Origin of the sequence: Candidatus Nitrosotalea okcheonensis, assembly GCF_900177045.1 — an archaeon.
In the GTDB taxonomy this organism is placed as follows: domain Archaea; phylum Thermoproteota; class Nitrososphaeria; order Nitrososphaerales; family Nitrosopumilaceae; genus Nitrosotalea; species Nitrosotalea okcheonensis.
In genome coordinates, this window is record NZ_LT841358.1 from 814,966 (window position 1) to 832,075 (window position 17,110).

22 protein-coding genes are annotated in these 17,110 nt (G+C 37.5%); 5 read left to right on the forward strand and 17 right to left on the reverse strand.

The features are described 5' to 3' along the window. Nucleotides 1-11: 11 nt before the first annotated feature. From BQ3481_RS04885 to arsM, 3 genes are read right to left on the reverse strand one after another with little or no spacing between them, the layout of a single operon-like run. Nucleotides 12-698, reverse strand: a complete 687-nt coding sequence (locus tag BQ3481_RS04885) for an MIP/aquaporin family protein (RefSeq protein WP_157927252.1) — start codon at nt 696-698, stop codon at nt 12-14. Further along, on the reverse strand, nt 685-1,113 hold the full coding sequence (locus BQ3481_RS04890; RefSeq protein WP_157927253.1) for an arsenate reductase ArsC: 429 nt from the start codon (nt 1,111-1,113) through the stop codon (nt 685-687). Before BQ3481_RS04890 ends, BQ3481_RS04885 begins: the two co-directional genes overlap by 14 nt. Nucleotides 1,114-1,120: 7 nt before the next feature. Further along, nucleotides 1,121-1,879, reverse strand: coding sequence for an arsenite methyltransferase (gene arsM, locus BQ3481_RS04895; RefSeq protein WP_157927254.1), 759 nt, complete (start codon nt 1,877-1,879; stop codon nt 1,121-1,123). Nucleotides 1,880-1,943: 64 nt separating this feature from the next. On the opposite strand from arsM, the gene BQ3481_RS04900 reads away from it, so the two are divergent. After that, the gene (locus BQ3481_RS04900) at nt 1,944-2,324 is read left to right on the forward strand and encodes a winged helix-turn-helix transcriptional regulator (RefSeq protein WP_157927255.1); all 381 of its coding nucleotides are present in this window, start codon (nt 1,944-1,946) and stop codon (nt 2,322-2,324) included. 102 nt (nt 2,325-2,426) lie between these two features. Here the strand turns inward: BQ3481_RS04900 and BQ3481_RS04905 are convergent, their stop codons facing one another. After that, nucleotides 2,427-4,619 carry a hypothetical protein gene (locus BQ3481_RS04905; RefSeq protein WP_157927256.1) on the reverse strand — a complete coding sequence of 731 codons (2,193 nt, stop codon included), beginning with the start codon at nt 4,617-4,619 and terminating at the stop codon, nt 2,427-2,429. Nucleotides 4,620-4,652: 33 nt separating this feature from the next. Next, nucleotides 4,653-5,075: an archaellin/type IV pilin N-terminal domain-containing protein gene (locus BQ3481_RS04910; protein WP_157927257.1), complete on the reverse strand. Its 423-nt coding sequence runs from the start codon at nt 5,073-5,075 to the stop codon at nt 4,653-4,655. Nucleotides 5,076-5,261: 186 nt separating this feature from the next. Here BQ3481_RS04910 and BQ3481_RS04915 point away from each other — a divergent pair, with 186 nt between their 5' ends. The 3 genes from BQ3481_RS04915 to BQ3481_RS11725 are packed head-to-tail and all read left to right on the forward strand — an operon-like array spanning nt 5,262 to nt 6,546. Then, complete coding sequence (locus tag BQ3481_RS04915; protein ID WP_157927258.1) at nt 5,262-5,687, forward strand: universal stress protein; 426 nt, start codon at nt 5,262-5,264, stop codon at nt 5,685-5,687. Between the two features lies 1 nt (nt 5,688). After that, the gene (locus tag BQ3481_RS04920; RefSeq protein WP_157927259.1) at nt 5,689-6,231 is read left to right on the forward strand and encodes a hypothetical protein; all 543 of its coding nucleotides are present in this window, start codon (nt 5,689-5,691) and stop codon (nt 6,229-6,231) included. Between the two features lie 30 nt (nt 6,232-6,261). Further along, nucleotides 6,262-6,546: a hypothetical protein gene (locus tag BQ3481_RS11725; protein WP_231911872.1), complete on the forward strand. Its 285-nt coding sequence runs from the start codon at nt 6,262-6,264 to the stop codon at nt 6,544-6,546. Here BQ3481_RS11725 and BQ3481_RS04925 read toward each other — a convergent pair. The 10 genes from BQ3481_RS04925 to BQ3481_RS04970 all read right to left on the reverse strand — a co-directional run bounded on the left by BQ3481_RS04925 (nt 6,535) and on the right by BQ3481_RS04970 (nt 15,677). Continuing rightward, nucleotides 6,535-7,608 carry a patatin-like phospholipase family protein gene (locus BQ3481_RS04925; protein WP_157927260.1) on the reverse strand — a complete coding sequence of 358 codons (1,074 nt, stop codon included), beginning with the start codon at nt 7,606-7,608 and terminating at the stop codon, nt 6,535-6,537. The genes BQ3481_RS11725 and BQ3481_RS04925 overlap by 12 nt on opposite strands. 273 nt (nt 7,609-7,881) lie before the next feature. Further along, nucleotides 7,882-8,757 carry a Fic family protein gene (locus BQ3481_RS04930; RefSeq protein WP_157927261.1) on the reverse strand — a complete coding sequence of 292 codons (876 nt, stop codon included), beginning with the start codon at nt 8,755-8,757 and terminating at the stop codon, nt 7,882-7,884. A gap of 180 nt (nt 8,758-8,937) precedes the next feature. Next, the gene (locus BQ3481_RS04935) at nt 8,938-9,363 is read right to left on the reverse strand and encodes a hypothetical protein (protein WP_157927262.1); all 426 of its coding nucleotides are present in this window, start codon (nt 9,361-9,363) and stop codon (nt 8,938-8,940) included. A 29-nt stretch (nt 9,364-9,392) separates the two neighbouring features. Then, on the reverse strand, nt 9,393-9,656 hold the full coding sequence (locus BQ3481_RS04940; protein ID WP_157927263.1) for a hypothetical protein: 264 nt from the start codon (nt 9,654-9,656) through the stop codon (nt 9,393-9,395). After that, nucleotides 9,646-11,448 carry a VirB4 family type IV secretion system protein gene (locus BQ3481_RS04945; protein ID WP_157927264.1) on the reverse strand — a complete coding sequence of 601 codons (1,803 nt, stop codon included), beginning with the start codon at nt 11,446-11,448 and terminating at the stop codon, nt 9,646-9,648. Before BQ3481_RS04945 ends, BQ3481_RS04940 begins: the two co-directional genes overlap by 11 nt. Nucleotides 11,449-11,496: 48 nt before the next feature. Beyond that, entirely contained in the window at nt 11,497-12,981 is a 1,485-nt protein-coding gene (locus BQ3481_RS04950) for a type II/IV secretion system ATPase subunit (protein ID WP_157927265.1), read from the reverse strand. A gap of 82 nt (nt 12,982-13,063) precedes the next feature. Then, complete coding sequence (locus BQ3481_RS04955) at nt 13,064-13,411, reverse strand: hypothetical protein (protein WP_157927266.1); 348 nt, start codon at nt 13,409-13,411, stop codon at nt 13,064-13,066. Nucleotides 13,412-13,470: 59 nt separating this feature from the next. Continuing rightward, entirely contained in the window at nt 13,471-13,803 is a 333-nt protein-coding gene (locus BQ3481_RS04960; protein WP_157927267.1) for a hypothetical protein, read from the reverse strand. Nucleotides 13,804-14,115: 312 nt separating this feature from the next. Beyond that, the gene (locus tag BQ3481_RS04965) at nt 14,116-15,045 is read right to left on the reverse strand and encodes a nucleotidyl transferase AbiEii/AbiGii toxin family protein (protein WP_157927268.1); all 930 of its coding nucleotides are present in this window, start codon (nt 15,043-15,045) and stop codon (nt 14,116-14,118) included. After that, nucleotides 15,042-15,677 (reverse strand): type IV toxin-antitoxin system AbiEi family antitoxin domain-containing protein, encoded by a 636-nt coding sequence (locus BQ3481_RS04970; RefSeq protein WP_157927269.1) that lies wholly within the window; start codon nt 15,675-15,677, stop codon nt 15,042-15,044. The genes BQ3481_RS04965 and BQ3481_RS04970 overlap by 4 nt, the downstream gene beginning before the upstream one ends. A 97-nt stretch (nt 15,678-15,774) precedes the next feature. On the opposite strand from BQ3481_RS04970, the gene BQ3481_RS04975 reads away from it, so the two are divergent. After that, a complete protein-coding gene (locus tag BQ3481_RS04975; protein WP_157927270.1) occupies nt 15,775-15,912 on the forward strand; it encodes a hypothetical protein in 138 nt (45 codons plus the stop codon). A gap of 184 nt (nt 15,913-16,096) precedes the next feature. Here BQ3481_RS04975 and BQ3481_RS04980 read toward each other — a convergent pair whose 3' ends face one another. Further along, the gene (locus BQ3481_RS04980) at nt 16,097-16,411 is read right to left on the reverse strand and encodes a hypothetical protein (protein ID WP_157927271.1); all 315 of its coding nucleotides are present in this window, start codon (nt 16,409-16,411) and stop codon (nt 16,097-16,099) included. A 23-nt stretch (nt 16,412-16,434) separates the two neighbouring features. Further along, nucleotides 16,435-17,091, reverse strand: coding sequence for a hypothetical protein (locus BQ3481_RS04985; protein WP_157927272.1), 657 nt, complete (start codon nt 17,089-17,091; stop codon nt 16,435-16,437). Between the last annotated feature and the right edge of the window lie 19 nt (nt 17,092-17,110).

The following is a 17,110-nucleotide window of genomic DNA, read 5'->3' on the forward strand; positions in this document are numbered from 1 at the left end:
GTTTGCATGTTTTAGGCAGATCGCCTGTTCACAAATTTTCTTTTGTATACAAATCCAACAATCGATGTTCCTACAAAAGTTGCAGTCCAGTATAACCACAGGTTGTCAAAAACTCCTGAAAAAACAGCAGGTGCAAGGGAACGGATTGGATTCATTGATGCCCCAGAGATAAACGCAAAAAAGAAAATATCAAGTCCTATCATTCCTCCAATTGCAATTCCGCTAAAACCTCTCAGTCCGTTTGTGTGAACAACTAGCATGATTACTGCCATCAAGAGTGCTGTTGCCAATACCTCTACCCCAAAAATCATCCATATTGGAAATGAATAGTTTGGGGTATTGACTCCAAGGTATGCTTCTGTTCCTATGACATTCTTGACAAAGATTATTCCTAAAAATGCACCAATAGATTCTGCTCCAAAATAGATGGGCAGATGTGTTTTTGTAATGTGTTTTGTTATAAAATACGATATAGTAACTGCTGGATTGAAATGTGCGCGTGAGATCTTGCCAAATGTATACACCATCAGACAAACCCCGACAAAGGGAGCAAACGCCTCAAACCATGTGCCTATGGTTCCACCGGATTTTGCATGCAATACAACTGATCCTGTGGCACAAGCTACCACGACGAACGTACCAATGATTTCGGCAAAAAATATCTTTTGATTAGAAGATAATTTGCTAGTTAGATTCAAGAGTTGTAACAAGTTCCTTTACCTTTTTTTCTATCTCGTTTCTTATTTCACGCACTTTTTCAATCGGTTTTCCCTTGGGATCCTCAATGCCCCAGTCTTGATAGTTTCCAAGAAACACGGCAGGACATTCTGCCTGGTCTATGCAGCCCATGCTCACCTTTAGAAAGGAGGAGCGAACCAGTTCCTCAGATAATTCCTTTGGTTTCTGTTTGCTAATATCTATACCAACTTCTTTCATTGCTTCTACTGCAACTGGATTAAGCCCTGGCGTTGGTCTTGACCCTGCACTGACTGGAATCCATCCATCAGGAGCATGTTTTCGAAGGAAGCCTTCTGCCATCTGACTTCTCCCGGCATTCTCTACACATACAAAGAGAATTTTTTTTCCTTCCTTGTGTTTCTCAAAGAACTTCATGGCATGATCACTTTATTGCTCGGATGACAAGACTAGATATTTTTCTGCCATTTACCTTCTCTCCTTCCATGTATGGTCTCTCTTCTAAAACATCGACATTCACAAAACCAGCTTTTTTGATACTTTGAATATAATTCTCCCTTGTCAGTGCACCATCTATGCAACTACACCATTGTTCCGTATTGATCTGACCCTGTTCAATCTCTCTGTCAGTTACAAGATCAGAGATTACCATCCTTCCGCCTTGCTTCAATATTCTATGAACTTGCCTAAATGCGCTTGTCTTGTCGGTGGTAAGATTGATGACACAATTGCTGATAACTGCATCAACTATATTGTCATCTACTGGAATGTTCTTTTCAATGTCCCCCTTTCGAAATTCTACGTTAGTGTAATTGCCTTCTTTTGCATTTTTTCTTGCCTTGTCTAGCATTTCATCTGTCATGTCAATTCCAATTACTTGCCCAGATTTTGAGACCTTGTTTGCAGACAGGAATGCATCTATTCCAGCACCAGAACCAAGATCCACGACAGTTTCTCCATCTTTTAGATTGGCAAATTTTATTGGGGTACCACATCCCACACCCAGAATCGCCGCTTCTGGAATTGATCTTAATTCATCCCGGTCATATCCAATTATCTTGCTTGCATCAATCAGGGAATCGTCAGTGCTGCATTCTCCGGGCATGCAGCAACAGTCAGAATTACCAGTCAGTGCGATCTTTCCGTATCTTTCTTTTACCTTTTCTTTGATGATATCATCCATGCAATAGGTTTACCAAGTAAACCATTTAAGTTGTCAAGGATATACGATTGCAGTTGGTGTAAAAGTGGAAACTAAAAGAAAGTCTCTTCCAATTATCAAAGACAGTTGTAGTTTTGAGGGGTATGATGCGTTGTCTTTAATGTCGGAGACTGCAAAACTAAGAAAGATAATCACCAAGAGAGGCACACTTGAGATTTTAATTCCTTTATGTTGTACCACTGAACCTGTAAGATACAAGCAATTCAGACAAGCCCTGAAGGGAATAAGCAGTAGAACTTTGGCAATTAGATTAAAAGAATTGGAAAAAAGTGGAGTATTGGAAAGATTATCGTATAACGAGATTCCACCTAGAGTAGAATACAAATTAACTGGCAAAGGACAGGAGCTTGTGGAATCAATGATTAATCTTTTGCAGTGGATGAAGAAATGGTCTAAAACCAGATGATTTGTGCCACTGTCAAATAGTTTACAAATTAGAATCCATTCATAAAATGGAGAATGATTTTGTTGTGACTTGACTTTTGTTTAATTTGTAATATTTTGTAATTTATTTGTCTTCGTTGCCATCTCCAAAACTTAGTGCCGCTGCAAATCCGCGCCAATAACGCCTGACAAACCCATAGCCTGTGACAGCCAATGAAAAAAGCAACACCAATGTGGCAATCTTGTTGTAATCAGTGGTGTCTTGGGACACGGAATTGTATACATCAAAAGTCTGTGATGCCTTGCCACCCCAAGCGTTGTATGCACTAACTGTAGAATTTTTGTACCTATCAGACAGCATGATGATGCATCCCGTTGAGCAAGTAATGTTTTGTATTTTTCCATCTACTAGAACCTGAGAGTACGATCCAAAGTTATTGTCAGGTCGAATTGATACCATTCCTTGGTACCTCGTACTGTTGAGTGTATTGTTTTGGTCCATGTTGATTACATACCTCCAATTTGTATCAAACTCAAATCCATGCTCTACAAACGAGAGTCGTTTTCCACCTGCAGTTATGGTAACATTATACGGCGATGGTTGTTCATACACCAAATTGAGAGGAAGATCAAGGGGATTTTGTGCAAGTACTTGTGATATGTCTGGTATTACCATCGATGTAAGATGTGCTTGTAAATTTATTACTCCAGTACCTGTTGCCGTATTTTCTTTACCATACATGTCATTTAGTACAATTCCTGCAAAGATCCTGTCCCTGTCATGGATGACCTTTGTTCGTATAAAGTTCTGTTCATATGTTGCACCCTCTGAATAATCAGGTATCATCTTCAAATCAATTGGCACGTGGTTTATGGAACCATCAGAGTGCAAGGCAATTACAATCACATCAGTACTGAATCTAGTATGTGGGTATCCAAAATAATATTTGAAAAGATCAAGTTTGTCCAGTCCTGCAAAGTTTACAGATTGTAATGTATTGATTATTGTGGAATTATCATAACGTGTCTTCAATATTGTAAACAAAATGGGATGCTCAAATATGATATCACCGTATCCAGATTTTACAAACATGGCAGAGTTTTTTCCGGATTGTAGCGAGTCATCACGATATGCGAAATTATCATCGAGAAAATTTGCAGAATGTGACTCTGACCATGTCATGGTAACATTTAGCGGCACAGGTGTCAAGATACGGTACGCATAACTATTGTAAGAAAATGAGTTTATCTTGCTTCGTCTATATTCATGAATTCCCCGGTCCGAATCGTCCTGCCCCCCGCCTTTTGAACCAAGATAATGCATGGCTACTGCAGGCCTATTCCCAAACCCCCACCACTGGTTATCTTTTAGTACTGTATACCCATAACTTGAGTTGTATACCGGGTCATACGTTACAACTAATGCATCGGTCTTTGCAAATTGACTTTGGCCAATCAATCTTCCAATGTTGTACAGAGTTGTTTCATACGTGAAGGTATGTTTTTTGATATCTGAGCTAGTCTCCGGGACCCAATTTGTCTGGCCCTGTGCATATTCATATGAAAATGTCCAAGGCTTTGCCCGGGAATATAGTAGTGTATCACTGCAAGACTTTTTTTGACATTGAAAATCTTTTTGCAAATACATGTCTGATGAGTAGACAGTATGTGCTGATATCGTACCAACCCTTTGATTCTTCCATTGGTATTGTGGATTGAAGACAATATTGATTCCATCCCAGATATAATATGTCCCGTCTAGGTTTCTCATCATAAAACCGTCTGTATCTGTCAAGTTTTGTTTTGTTAGATCAATTGTTACTTTTGGCAAGATTATCTTGGGAGAATATAAAGTACTTCCAGCAGTACTGCCTCTAAAACATGTACCACCAGCCTGTGGATTAAAACTGCAAATCAAGCCATAACCAAAAACAACTTGAGACAAAGTTGCGGCACTTGATCCAATTCCAATTTCGGCATGCCCTGTCTCCGTATATCCAAAAGATTGTCCTCCCCCTGATGATATTGGCAAGACTTGGATCTGGCCAATTTGAAGACCAACTGTGCTGATTGGTTTTGGTTTGATTGACCAGCACCATGAATTCCAGTGTATGGTTATTGCAAAATCAAAAGCATCACCAGGATAAAACGTACCATCCGGGTTACTACGAGGCAATCCGTTGTACTGCGATGGAGTTGTATGCATGCCCAACCAAACTTTGCAGCCAGGGATGACCACGTCTGCAAAAGATATTGGCATCATGGATGAAGAAAACAGGACTAGAGAAATTAGTGTCAGACCAATGATTCTCTTCACGCAGATTAGGAGAAATGATTTTAAAAAGCAAAATTATTCCAGTGGAAATTCAAAGACTGAACCATGTGTTGTAACAATCTGCATCCTAGAGCCTGACGTGCCAGTTGATATTATCACAGGTTCATTTACTGGCAAAAATTTGGTTTGCGTACCATTGATAAATGTCATTGCATAGGATTGTTGCAATACTGCGTCCACCATTACCCTGTCTAAATTAATATTTTCAAGGCCAAAATTTACTATTTCTACCTCTGATCCCGTTCCTGTGTTCCTTCCTGCCACAAGTGATATGCTCTCGGACATTCTCTTTTGGGACGAGTCTAGCATTTGGTAAGCACTTTGTTGCTGATTGTCAAATTGGTCAGATGATGATACCATTACAACTCCCGCAATAGCAAGAGCTACTGTAAACATCAGAACTGTAGAGTATATCTCTGATATGCCCCTTCGTTGCATCACAATAGCAAGATATGCCAGATTTAAAACACCTGAACGATGATTTTTTCTCCATGTTTTTCATCATTTTGAGGTTTCTCTCAAGGACTTTTAGTCAGAAAATGTACGGCGATTCGATGGAATCTGTTCCAAAATCATCAAACATGCTAACAATCAGTTTTATAATCTCAAAACACATCCATAACAATGGCAAAATACCAAGTCAGGAAGATTCTAGTTCCCATGGATGGATCAAAAAACTCGTTTAGAGGGCTGGATACTGCAATATATCTTGCAAGACAGTGTGGGGCTACACTTACAGGACTGTTTGTCATGCCAATATATCCACAATCGTTTATGCCGATAACATATGATAAGAAATACCTTACAAAGGCTGCCAAGGAATTCATGGACAATGCAAAAAAACGCGCTGCTCAAAACGGCATAGTCTTTGTTGGAAAAACCACAATTGGAAAAGAATCGTCTGAGATAATTGATTTTGCTGCAAGAAACAAATTTGATATCATAGTGATAGGGGCAAGAGGCCTTGGCAGTGTAAAAGAAGCCTTTCTTGGCAGCGTATCTCATGCAGTAGTTCACAAATCAAAGATTCCCGTACTAGTAGTAAAATAACGTGAAAAAAATCAAAGAAGAAAAAAGTAATACAAAAAAGAGAAACGGCAAGATAATAGTATTGTTAGTGATGACTGGAGTTATAGTTGGAATTGTTTATGCGGGATACATGTCCAACAATGCATCGCCCAGTGCTGCACCTGCAGTTGATGGAATAGAATGCAACACAAGTGAAATTACAACATTTCACATACATGCACATCTTGATTTTTATGTTAACAGCAACCATTTGACAGTACCAGAAAGAATCGGAATAGTTGACAACAAATGCCTCTATTGGTTACATACGCATGATTCTAGTGGAGTCATACACATCGAGTCGCCAAAATCACAGGAATTTACCCTAGGACAATTCATGGACATCTGGAAGGCCTCGGGAGACTTTCCCATCTATGGCGCAACTGCAAAAATATTTGTCAATGGGCAACTTGTGAATACATCATCAAACGATACCAAGATAAACAAACATGACGAGATTGCTCTGGTCTATGGAAATGTACCGCCTGCAATTCCATCATTTTATCAGTTTGACCCTGGTGAATAGATTTATTTTTCAATGTTCCTCTTTTTTCTCTTGCTTGGTGGCGACCATCGTTTTAGCAACAAAGAACTGTTTGTCACCGAAACAGAACTTGCTGCCATGGCAAGACCTGCAAGAGTAGGATATAGGAGGCCCAACCGGTCACTGGAATTAATGCAACAACATTTTGAGCACATGATACACATTTGGATTTTTCCTCAATACCGCAATAGTTTGAATGCATTTGCGGGTTTGTTTGAATTTGTCGTGTCTGTATTTTGTCACTATTTTGGTCAAGATTTAGATGCCGTCACAATAAATTCAATATCAATTCTTTAGATGCAAGTCTATTGCTTTGTTAGCATCATTTTCTCCGTTACGTATCAGTTTTTTTATTGTAGCAAGAGAAAAATCAGAATCTTCAAACAGATACGGCGCATCTTCTTTCCTTTCAACACGTACTATGTCCCTTATTATTCCACCCCTCTCAACTGTCAATTTGTGATATGTTTTCTCCATCTCCAATATTTTCTGTTTCATATTATCATCTGCTTTTCCAGAATCCAGATAATTTGTCGTTATTTTATGCATGTCACCTAAGAGCTCAAGGTATCGTTTGAGCATATTTGAAACTCTGAGTGTATGCTCGATCTTGTCAAAGAACATGATGTCTCTTGCCCTGTGCCAGACTTCTTCCATGTTTTTTGGAAGCTCCTCTTGCACATGCGGAAAAAGATCCACAAGGTACACGTTTTTGTCCGAATCAGGTGAGGCGTTTATGGCGTCAATTAGGGGCGTGTTACTCAACAGTGTACCATCCCACAGATATCTTCCGCTTACTTTTGTCCATTGTATTCCATAGTAAGGATATCCTGCGCTAGCAAGTATGTGATCCACAGTAATGTTATCATATTTGCTATCAAAAATTGTTGGTTTTCCATTTTGTATATCAGTACAAGTAATAATTATTCTAGGACTGGCAGGTCTTCGTATCCTTTCAAAATCAACATACTCGTTTATTTTGTTTCGAAGCCGTGTATTATCATAGATATATGGAGAGTTATTTGAATCTGATACATTTGGACTGAGCCATCTTGGTGTAAATGCTTTATTTCCCCAGATTGATGCATGTGTTACAGAAGCAACGGCACGGGCTTTGTCAGGCAAGTGTGATGAGGTAACAGTGTCTGCCAGACTTAACCAAAAATCTTCTAGTGCTTTTGCAGGCTCGTCATTCTTGGAACCTGTCATAATTGCAGCGTTAACGCTACCAATTGATGTAGCAGTAATTATGTCAAGTTTTATTTTATGCCTAGACATTGCCTTGTATACGCCACACTCGTATGCTCCTAGGGCACCTCCACCTTGCAATACAAAAACAGTTTCGATTTTTTTTACCATAGTCCAATCATGATTGTCTCATTTGTTATCTTGTTAGAAAGAACTTTTTGATATATTTGACTTTTCCTTTTTGCAATTTGATTGGCATTTTTGCTGATTTTGTTGCAGCCAGTACTCATTTGTTTCTTGAACAAAACCATGCCAAGACAGTTAATTGAGACATGGACACACCCATGTCTCGGATAGTTAGAGGTTGTTGATACTCAGAAATCACGATTGATCAACCAAAAGGTAGTAGCATCTGTTTTTATTAAAAAAGGACACAGTAGGATTTTACAGCCAGATCCTATTTGATTTAATATATCGTTTCATAAACCACTGCAAAAAAGGCATCTCGTCATTTTTCAAGTTCGATTTTTCAAGAACTGCATAGTATCGGTATCGTGAAACATATTCAATGTTCAACATAGGATACCTGTTTTCATCAAGTATGCAATTCATTAACAGTCTTGATATTCTGCCATTGCCGTCACCAAATGGATGAATTGATACAAATTTGAGATGAGCCAATGCTGCAAGCTCAACCGGATTCATCCTGGATTTTGCAGACTGGTACCATTTGAAAAATTTTCTTAGGAGAGAAAAAACCTGATCACCTGGTGGAAACTTTGTTTTTCTTCCACGAATTGTGATTTCATAATCCCTTACATCACCAGCAAGGTCAATCTTTGTCTTGTTGAACATTTTTGTGTGCCAATACCTAACAGTATCAAGTGAGATCTGTTTTTCATGTTTTAGCATCTCAAAAAAAACCTGTTCTGCAAGCTCGGTCTCAATCATATCTGATTTTGGTTTGTTGGAAGGTGTGACACCATCCCTCAACAATCTCTCAGTCTCAAGCTTGGTAAGTGTAGATCCTTCAATTCTCTGGGTATGATATGTAAACTGGATGACAAAATCTTTCAACTCTTGCTCGATTACACTTTCTGGCATCTTTTTTTGGTTCGCAACAAAATTTTTGCGTATTAATTCCAGCTGAGGATACCAATCCTCTCTGTAAAATTCAAGCAGAAATCTTTTCTTTCGTTCTTCAATATCGACCGGTATTTCTTTTCCAAGATACTCTCTTTTGGTTCTCGATTTGTTGTGGTGGGTGAGATAATAATAATAGGTCTGATTACTAGTTTTTTGTAGTATTACGCTGACCATGAACTGGTTATATTACCCTATGTATTTATATTTTCAATAAATTTACAATAAAGGGGTAATAAGTTGGCTATGAAATACCCACGTTGGTACTATTTCATTTGTATTTGTTTATCTCCTTACTGATCAACTGAAAGGTTAACAGTATCCAATCCAAGTCTTATCTTCATTTTCTAACTTGTCCTATCCCGCACTAATTTGTCTGCCAGTAACAAAAGTAGACCCGTCATTTGCTGTTGCAGATACCCTTACAGTATAGCTGTTACCATAAACAACTGCTGCATTTAGAATACCTTTTTGCTCCAATGTCTGACTAGGACCAATTCTTGTTGTATTCTGTGAAAGATTATACGTTACACCGTTAATGTCTACAGATATTGTTGTTTGAATGAAAGGTTTGTTTCCGGTATTTGACAAAACAATGTCATACCAAGTTAAAGTTCCAGACTGGATTGCAGAAAGGGTTGCTGTGTTTATTGTGTATTGTATATTTGATGAGAGTATGCTGTTTGATGCATTCATGTAATCATAGACAATGCCAGACATTCCTACTGCTATGATCACCAGCAAAGAAATTGCATATGCAGAATGTATACCACGTCTTTTCACACATGCAAAACAAATCAAGTTTTAAAGGCTCACATGTACTTTTGTCTTTTTGGCCGACTCAGAAATATCGGATCGTTTCTAATCAACTTGCCTGTACCATCATAAAGACATACATGATAAAGCACCTGTCCATTGGATTCGGATATTTTCTTGACATGCATGGTATAAGTTTGTGTTTCAAATTTATCCCCGACATGAAGATTTCCAATCTTTTCTTTCAAATCAATTTCAGAGATTCCAATGATACCAGACATCTCTTGGAAATATTTGTAATACTTGTTTCTAAGCTGCATCTGTGTTCAATGGAGATGTTCCAAACATGTCAAGCTCTTCTTTTGATGAAGTAATGGAACAACGAATCCTATAATCGCGTGTCAAGATCAAGGCATCTCCTGGAACAAATGTCTGAATCATCTCTTTTTCCTGTGGAGACAACTGCAATGATTTTGCAAGTTCTTCAGCCGCAATCTCGTTGTTTCGTAGTATTATTTTTGTCTCACTGTTGTCAAAGAATGCACGCCCAGCTTCCGTCTTTGTTACATCTTCCACCCGTTGTGAAATAAACATGAAAATAACATTCTTTTTTCTTCCCATACGTGCAAGCAAATCAACAAATTTTGAGGCACTGGCAAACCTGAAGATGAGATGCCCTTCGTCAATTACAAGTATTTTTGGAATCTCCGTTGGTGCGGCTTCTATTTTTTTCCACAATTTGGCCAGTGCAAGAAAGCTAATCTTTGCCACAGAATCTTCAGCATATGTTCCTTTTAGGGATATGATAGTACGGTTAGATATTGTAGGTTGGCCCTTGAATAAAGTTGCCATTGGACCAGTAACAAGATTTACCAGATATTTTTTCTCTTCATCTGAGAGTTTTTCATAAAACTCATCAAGACTTTTTATCCCAACACACTTTGCCAAAAATGAATTTGCAACAAGTGTTGGGGCTTTCACAATCTCACACAAAACATTTACCGCATCACTTGGCTTTTCAAACATCTTGAATGGATCAAAGCCGAGTTCTTGTTCTCCTGTGACTCTTATTGGTTCCACATCAAGATACTTGGCAATATTTTCATACTCGCCCTGTGGGTCAACAACAAAGATGAATGCATCAGGATATTTTTCCATCAGCCTCTTCATCATTAGTTTGGCAGTAACAGACTTGCCTGCACCAGAGCCTGCTAAAATCAGTATGTTATAGTTTGCACGCATGGTATAGTTAAAGATGACAGGTGCACCGGTACCATAGTTTACACCTATGGTGATTCCGTTTGGAACTTCTAGCATGTCAGCACTTACAAATGGATAGAAAACTGCACAAGAGCCAAGCTCGACGTAGAGTTTTTTTCCCCATCCGGTTAACATTCTGGCCTGGTTTGCAGATGTGTTGTCAAAACTTGAGAGAGATATCCTGGTTTGTTTTACAAATTTTTTTGATTTTTCCTTTAATGATTTTAGATCGTCAGCTTGGACTATCACATTAGCAGTAACTGTGAACATTTTTGTACTGTTTTTTTCAAGTGCAGACACGGCCTCAAGTGCCATCTGTATTTGATGCATCATTTTTGGATTGGTGCTTTGTGTGGCCTGCATGAGGTGAATCTTTTTTCTCAATTTTGAAACTGCACGGTCTTGCTCTATTGGGGCAAAATTGAGCATTATTGCATCAGATACAGGAAGCAGGGAGTGGATCCATGCCGGTGAGAGCGTAGATGACATAGAATACAGCGTAAAGCATTTGGCTAACTTGCCATTCTCAAGTATTACATGTTTTAGAAATTCATTTTTTACAGAAAATGGTACCATATTTGTTGCAAGAAAATAATCAAAACCCTGTCTTTCAAGTGCCCAATCCAATGGCTCTGTACTTGACATGAAAGTTCTCAAAATTTGGAGATGCCTTATCTCGTTTCCCATCTGTGCATCTAACGGTTCTTTTATCATTGTTATACAAAGTGGTTCTTGTATCGAAGTGAGCAATGAATAAAAATGTGATAGTACGGTTCGTTGCTTTTCATCGGAAAGTGTAAAGAAATTTGTTGGCTTTACTTCATAGTTATGTATTGTCTTGATTCTTTGCATATAATTTAGAGAGAATTTCTTTTTAAGGGAACGATGATCAAGAGTTGGCTAATTTTTTCCAGTCGGATAGAATTGATAATATTGACGCAAGATATTGAAAACATCTGATACCTCGTAGGCCTTTTTTTCAATGCATGTATCAAGTAGTGTAATTCTTTTTTGAATGTCCGATACAGGATCAATACCAAAAAGTTCTGCGACATATCCGAGTCTTTTGCTTTTCTTGACCAGTTCCTCTATGTCATTGAGACCAAAGTCATTGTTCTTCCTGTCAAAACTAAACAAATCTGTTGTTTCTATTCCCGTATCTGTTGGATTAATTTCTGTCAGTGTTTTTATTCTTCGCATTGTTTTTCCATCCATACCTTTGAGTGTAGTTGAATGGATTGCAAACCAAAGCAACATTTGCTGTGAAAGTTTTATGTTGATTGGCTCTGCTGCAAGTCTTGTTAATGCTGATTTTATGTCAGATCCATGAATGGAGCTTAGCCCGCCGTGTCCAGTTGCAGCACTCTGGAACATCTCGTTTGCCTCCTTTCCACGAACCTCTCCCACAATGACAAAGTCAGGTCTCATCCTTAGTGTCGCCTTGATTAGCTCCATAATTCCAATATCATTATCTGATTTTACAAGCGGGCTTGACCTTGTATGTAATGATATAGTGCGTTTTTGTGGCATCTGAAGCTCAGGCGTTTCCTCTATGGTTATGATACGCCATCTGGGATTGGCCATGGTCATTAGAGAATTTATCAGCGTAGTCTTTCCAGAACCGGTTTCTCCAACTATAACACCAAACGCCTTTGCGTCTATTAGCATCCAGACATATGCCGCCATCAGTCTGCTTATGGTTCCAAATTGTAACAGATGCGTGATAGTATAGGGTTTTGACGGGAATTTTCTTATGGATACGGTTGAGCCGTTGCCTGAGACCTCTTTTCCATATATGACCATGATTCTGTGTTTTGTTCTAGTTGTTCCATCCATTATGGGCTTGGCAACTGTGACAGATTTTCCAGTCTTTTGAACAAGTCTTTGAGTATAAGAATCCATCAGAGTAGATTTGCCTATGACAATATTAGTATCAAGTATGTGCATTTCAGAATGTTTTCGATGTATCACTCCAACATCTGTATCATGTCTTTCGATTAGAATTTCCTCGATATCATCATCATTCATCAAGACATCTAAAACGCCATACCCCAAAACTTCACGAACAATGTAATATTTTAGACGGTCATAAAATTTTGAGACCTGATTTATAATTCCCTTTTCTTGGGCATCTTGCCAGATATATTTTTCTAGATGATGAATGCGCTCTTCCTCAGTCTCTAGTTTGTCAAGAAATGGCAAAGAATTCATGAGATGGTCCATTATCTTTTCATAAATTTGAAACTCGTTTTGTTCCAAGTGAGGTTCTTTTATCAAATATTCACCAGTATCTGTAATGAAAACTTTAGCTTGGTTCACTGTATAATGATCAATGACCTGTACTTGTTCTATGTTTGCGTCAAGTGCAATGATTTTTGAAGTCACAACTTGAAATAACGAATCCTATAAAAATACACAATGGTTGATTAGTATTTTTACAACCCTTGTTTGGTTTATCGTTACTATTCTATAACTTGACAGCATCTACGTAGCTTTTCTTCAATTTTTCATTATCTACCGCATATATCCAAGTCCAAGAACCATCTTCGTTATCAATTATCTTCCCTAATCCTTTTAGATATTTCAAAATAATATTCAGAACGGGTGCCTTCATGCTACCATCTAATTTTCTTAAAATCTGATTTTTAGAATTAAATTCGGTATTCTCTTTGAAGAGTTTTTCAACCTTTAGGATGCTTTTGAGAGTAGGATTGTTTTGTTCTAAATCTTCTTCAGATATTATATCGATATTTAGTGTTCTTACCTGCATGTTTTCTAAAAAATCTTTTTTTCCAGAATATACGGTTTTAGGCATGTATTGTGTATGTACTTAGAAGTATATGTCTTTTGTGTACCATACCTAAAAGTAACGTACTAAGAAGATGCCTTCTTAAAGTAGCCAAATCTCTTGTTATATTTATCATGATTCATCAATTCCAATAGTAGTGCCTTTGGTTTTTCCCCTTCATTGAACGTATGAAAAGTATAGATCAGTCGCCATTGTTGTGGCAAAGCCACTCTGTATAGAATCTGGATGTTATGTCGTTGTATGTAATATTGTGGAATTTGGTTTCGTCGTATATGTTCTCCCACAATCGAATCATCCTTTAGGGCTTTAATGATCTCTTTCACGACATTTTTGATTGGTCCATCAGAAAGACCTTCATACACAGGATTAAAGTCCCTCTTATCACCAACAACATCCATACAGCAGTTTTAGTAACATGACTGTAATAAACAAGTCTTTAACCAGAAAACTAAATCTTGGATAGTTTTGATTTCTCTTTGTCTTATTAATTCAAATCCAAAACTCTCATAGAATTGAAAAGTCTGATTCACCAAATTTCTTTATTCCACTCATACCTTCAATTCATACTCAAGTGCAATGATTTTTGAAGTCACAACTTGAAATAACGAATCCTATAAAAATACACAATGGTTGATTAGTATTTTTACAACCTATGTTTGGCCTGTCAGAAAGTACAGTTGCGAGATAAAGTAAAGTGATTCATTTGAAGATCAGTTTCTTAATTTCGTGACAAGTTCTTTCAAATACTTTGTAAATACATCTATGAAATCATGAAATTCTTTTTCATCTAGTTTTGTCAACAACAGATCTTTTTCAGACCCCCATTCGAATATTTTTCCTTTGTCAAGAAGTTTTTTCTTATCTGCCAGATTTGTCCTATACTTTTCAAAATGTGCAAGAGCAAAATCAGTCTTTGCAATAACACATTTTTCCACATCTTGTGGGTGTATACCTAGACTTTTGGAAATAAAAAATATGTCTAGAAAATCTCTAGCTTTTATCCCCTCTCTTGTCAATAACGCTCTTACCTTTTCACTCAAAATCTCTTTTGCACCATACATCTCAAAGGGTATAGTTTCAGAATATTCCAAATATTCTGTAAACAACACCTCCAATTCGCTGTTCTTTCCCGTCACGAGGCTCCTCAGACGTCCTTTCCTAGGTTTCAGACACATTTTCTCCACGAAATTTATCTGTACTTTCAAGAAAGTCTTCTTCTTCAATATGGCAGAATCATACCACAGTTTGAACGTACAAATTCTGTTGCTTCCACCCAATTCAACGTAATCTCTGTTGCTCTTGACGCATTTGAAATCCAGGTCTCTCTTTGCAGATATCTTCTCGAAAACTTTTCCTGTCTCATCAATGATTGCTGACAAATCTCGGCTGATTTGTTTTCCTGATTTTCCATTGAATCTAGATTGATTCTTCCATGTAAAATCAATATCTTCTGAGAATCTAAAATAGTCAAGATAATGTTTTATCAGACATGTGCCTCCCTTGAAGATGAATTTGCTTGAAAATGATTTGTTTGTTGAGAGATCTAACAAAATTTGATGGAGGCGGAGATCCTTTTCTATCATGTCTTTCCGCCTAATTCCCTGAATTGTTGATACTCTGTCTACAAAATCTAGTATCATTGGATCACCCTGTCAACAATCTCTGCCACTGTTTTTGGATAATTCTTTGAGTATTTCTTGAGCTTGTCTTTAGAAATATTTTTACACCAATCAGACACGTCAATAATAATTCTATCAGCAGGTACACCATCCTGTCTTGAAAGATATATGAAATCAAGTATTGTTTTCTCTGGATCGGAGTAGCGCAGCATTGTATTTTCTTTTTTTATCCCGAAATCCAGTAACGATGGAGAAAGTTTTACGAATTTGAATTTGTATCCATCTATGTTTATTGGATTTGCCCTGAATAAAGAATCACTGATAACTTCCTCAATAGCAAAATGCTCGTGTGTCATGTTGTTTAGCTTTAATGCAGTATGCAGGCCGAAATACCATTTTTTCACTCCCTTTAATTCCAGACCCTTCGATACAAGTTCCAGGTGATTGTATTTACTTTTTCCTAGCTTGAACTCTTCTATCGACTTTACATAGAAAATCCCTCTGAAGATCCTTACGAGATATTTCTTTCTTGATACAAAATAGCGTATGACAAGATCATAGTTCATCTTTGTCAACTTGCAGTATTCCTTCAGCTCATTGGCTGTTACGAACTCCTTGTTCTCAATCCTTAGTTTGTCTAGTATTATGCTCATTCTCATCTTCTATCATAACCTCACATTATATGTGATGTTCTGATATATATCATAACATCACATAAAGTGTGATATTATGATATATAATTACACAGCAATGAATTCTTTGTTTGAACGCCATGCAGTCATGTGTGTAATCCCAAAAACCAGAGCAATAATACCTGCAGAGGATACATCAAGCCTAAGGGAAAAAATAGACCCTGAGAAAATAATGACAATTTCAAATAGAATTTGAAGTGCCAGTGATTGTTTAGGGGTAAATCTACGGGAAAATAATCGTACCATTACATTTGTTTCATATTTTATAAATTCGTTGAATCCAACTGTGCTTTTGATATCCAATAAAAAGAATGTCATCCAAAATGTAAAAAATGAAAGAGATATCCACCAAGGAAATGAAATGCCAACTCCAAGTAATATCAGTGGAGCAAATCTGAACAAGGTGCTAATCTTTTTTTTAACTCTAGCTTGATTCCACCTATGGCAAGAACTAGGGCTGCAATGATACCACCGATAAGCTGACCTGCCCCAAAGGTGCGCTTCAATAGATCTGGTGGAATTAATGGAGTTGTATCAGATGCATTTACCTTGCCTGATGTTATATCTACACCAGCTATGTAACTGAGCAATGTTGGTGCAATCAGTATCAGTACAAGACCTCCAATGCCAGCTATCATCATTTTCGAATACTTGTTGCCCATGTTTACTTCTTCGCCGGCGGCGTGGTCTAGCATGTTACCATAAAATGATGAATTATTTAAGCCAAATTTTCTTGGTGTGTTTTCACTTCGATGGTTTCTAAAAATACTGGTTCTGCTTGTTCATCTACACAAACTGTAATGTTTTTTTTGCCTGGTGTTTTTGGTATGATTATAGTTTCCAATTCCCCGTTGATATCTGTAGTCAGTGCATCCAAGTAAGTTCCATCAAGATACACTTTGGATTTCTTGTTAGCGAGAACCTTTCCAGTTGGACCTACAAGTTTAACCTTGAATCTGTATGGTCTGAAAAGATCTGACACGGTAATGGTTCTAATGTTATTTTCTTGCGAATTCTCGATTAATGATTCCGCAAGACCGAGTTTTTTACTTGAACTTGATAACTTTTTGCTCTTTGCCTTTTTCTTTTTGTTTCCAGTACCATAATGTCTCCCCATGAAAAATAAAACCATGGAGATTACCATTTGTTCTGATGATGTAACTTTTGGTTTTGTTAGAGCCAAGAATGCTCCAATACCTTCAGGAATTACAGCAATGATACCATGCGAGCTTGAAAATATCAAATAAGATATCATCGAGGCAAGGCCCAAAATGAAAAATTGCCTCATAGAAATTCTCCCAATTATAGGAAAAGACAGTACTGGTTCGTTTAATGGACTAACATCTTCAAACCACAGGATCTCTAGGTTTCTCAATCATATCATGATAAAAAAT

Excerpts from the sequence above, each read along its gene's own strand:
- arsM (WP_157927254.1), bottom strand. The coding sequence starts at position 1,879 with ATGGATGATATCATCAAAGAAAAGGTAAAAGAAAGATACGGAAAGATC.
- BQ3481_RS04930 (WP_157927261.1), bottom strand. The coding sequence starts at position 8,757 with ATGGTCAGCGTAATACTACAAAAAACTAGTAATCAGACCTATTATTAT.
- BQ3481_RS04910 (WP_157927257.1), bottom strand. The coding sequence starts at position 5,075 with ATGCAACGAAGGGGCATATCAGAGATATACTCTACAGTTCTGATGTTT.
- BQ3481_RS04945 (WP_157927264.1), bottom strand. The coding sequence starts at position 11,448 with ATGCAAAGAATCAAGACAATACATAACTATGAAGTAAAGCCAACAAAT.
- BQ3481_RS04915 (WP_157927258.1), top strand. The coding sequence starts at position 5,262 with ATGGCAAAATACCAAGTCAGGAAGATTCTAGTTCCCATGGATGGATCA.
- BQ3481_RS04940 (WP_157927263.1), bottom strand. The coding sequence starts at position 9,656 with ATGCAGCTTAGAAACAAGTATTACAAATATTTCCAAGAGATGTCTGGT.
- BQ3481_RS04975 (WP_157927270.1), top strand. The coding sequence starts at position 15,775 with ATGAATTCTTTGTTTGAACGCCATGCAGTCATGTGTGTAATCCCAAAA.
- BQ3481_RS04970 (WP_157927269.1), bottom strand. The coding sequence starts at position 15,677 with ATGAGCATAATACTAGACAAACTAAGGATTGAGAACAAGGAGTTCGTA.
- BQ3481_RS04960 (WP_157927267.1), bottom strand. The coding sequence starts at position 13,803 with ATGGATGTTGTTGGTGATAAGAGGGACTTTAATCCTGTGTATGAAGGT.
- BQ3481_RS04980 (WP_157927271.1), bottom strand. The coding sequence starts at position 16,411 with ATGCTAGACCACGCCGCCGGCGAAGAAGTAAACATGGGCAACAAGTAT.
- BQ3481_RS04925 (WP_157927260.1), bottom strand. The coding sequence starts at position 7,608 with ATGGTAAAAAAAATCGAAACTGTTTTTGTATTGCAAGGTGGAGGTGCC.
- BQ3481_RS04965 (WP_157927268.1), bottom strand. The coding sequence starts at position 15,045 with ATGATACTAGATTTTGTAGACAGAGTATCAACAATTCAGGGAATTAGG.
- BQ3481_RS04955 (WP_157927266.1), bottom strand. The coding sequence starts at position 13,411 with ATGCCTAAAACCGTATATTCTGGAAAAAAAGATTTTTTAGAAAACATG.
- BQ3481_RS04890 (WP_157927253.1), bottom strand. The coding sequence starts at position 1,113 with ATGAAGTTCTTTGAGAAACACAAGGAAGGAAAAAAAATTCTCTTTGTA.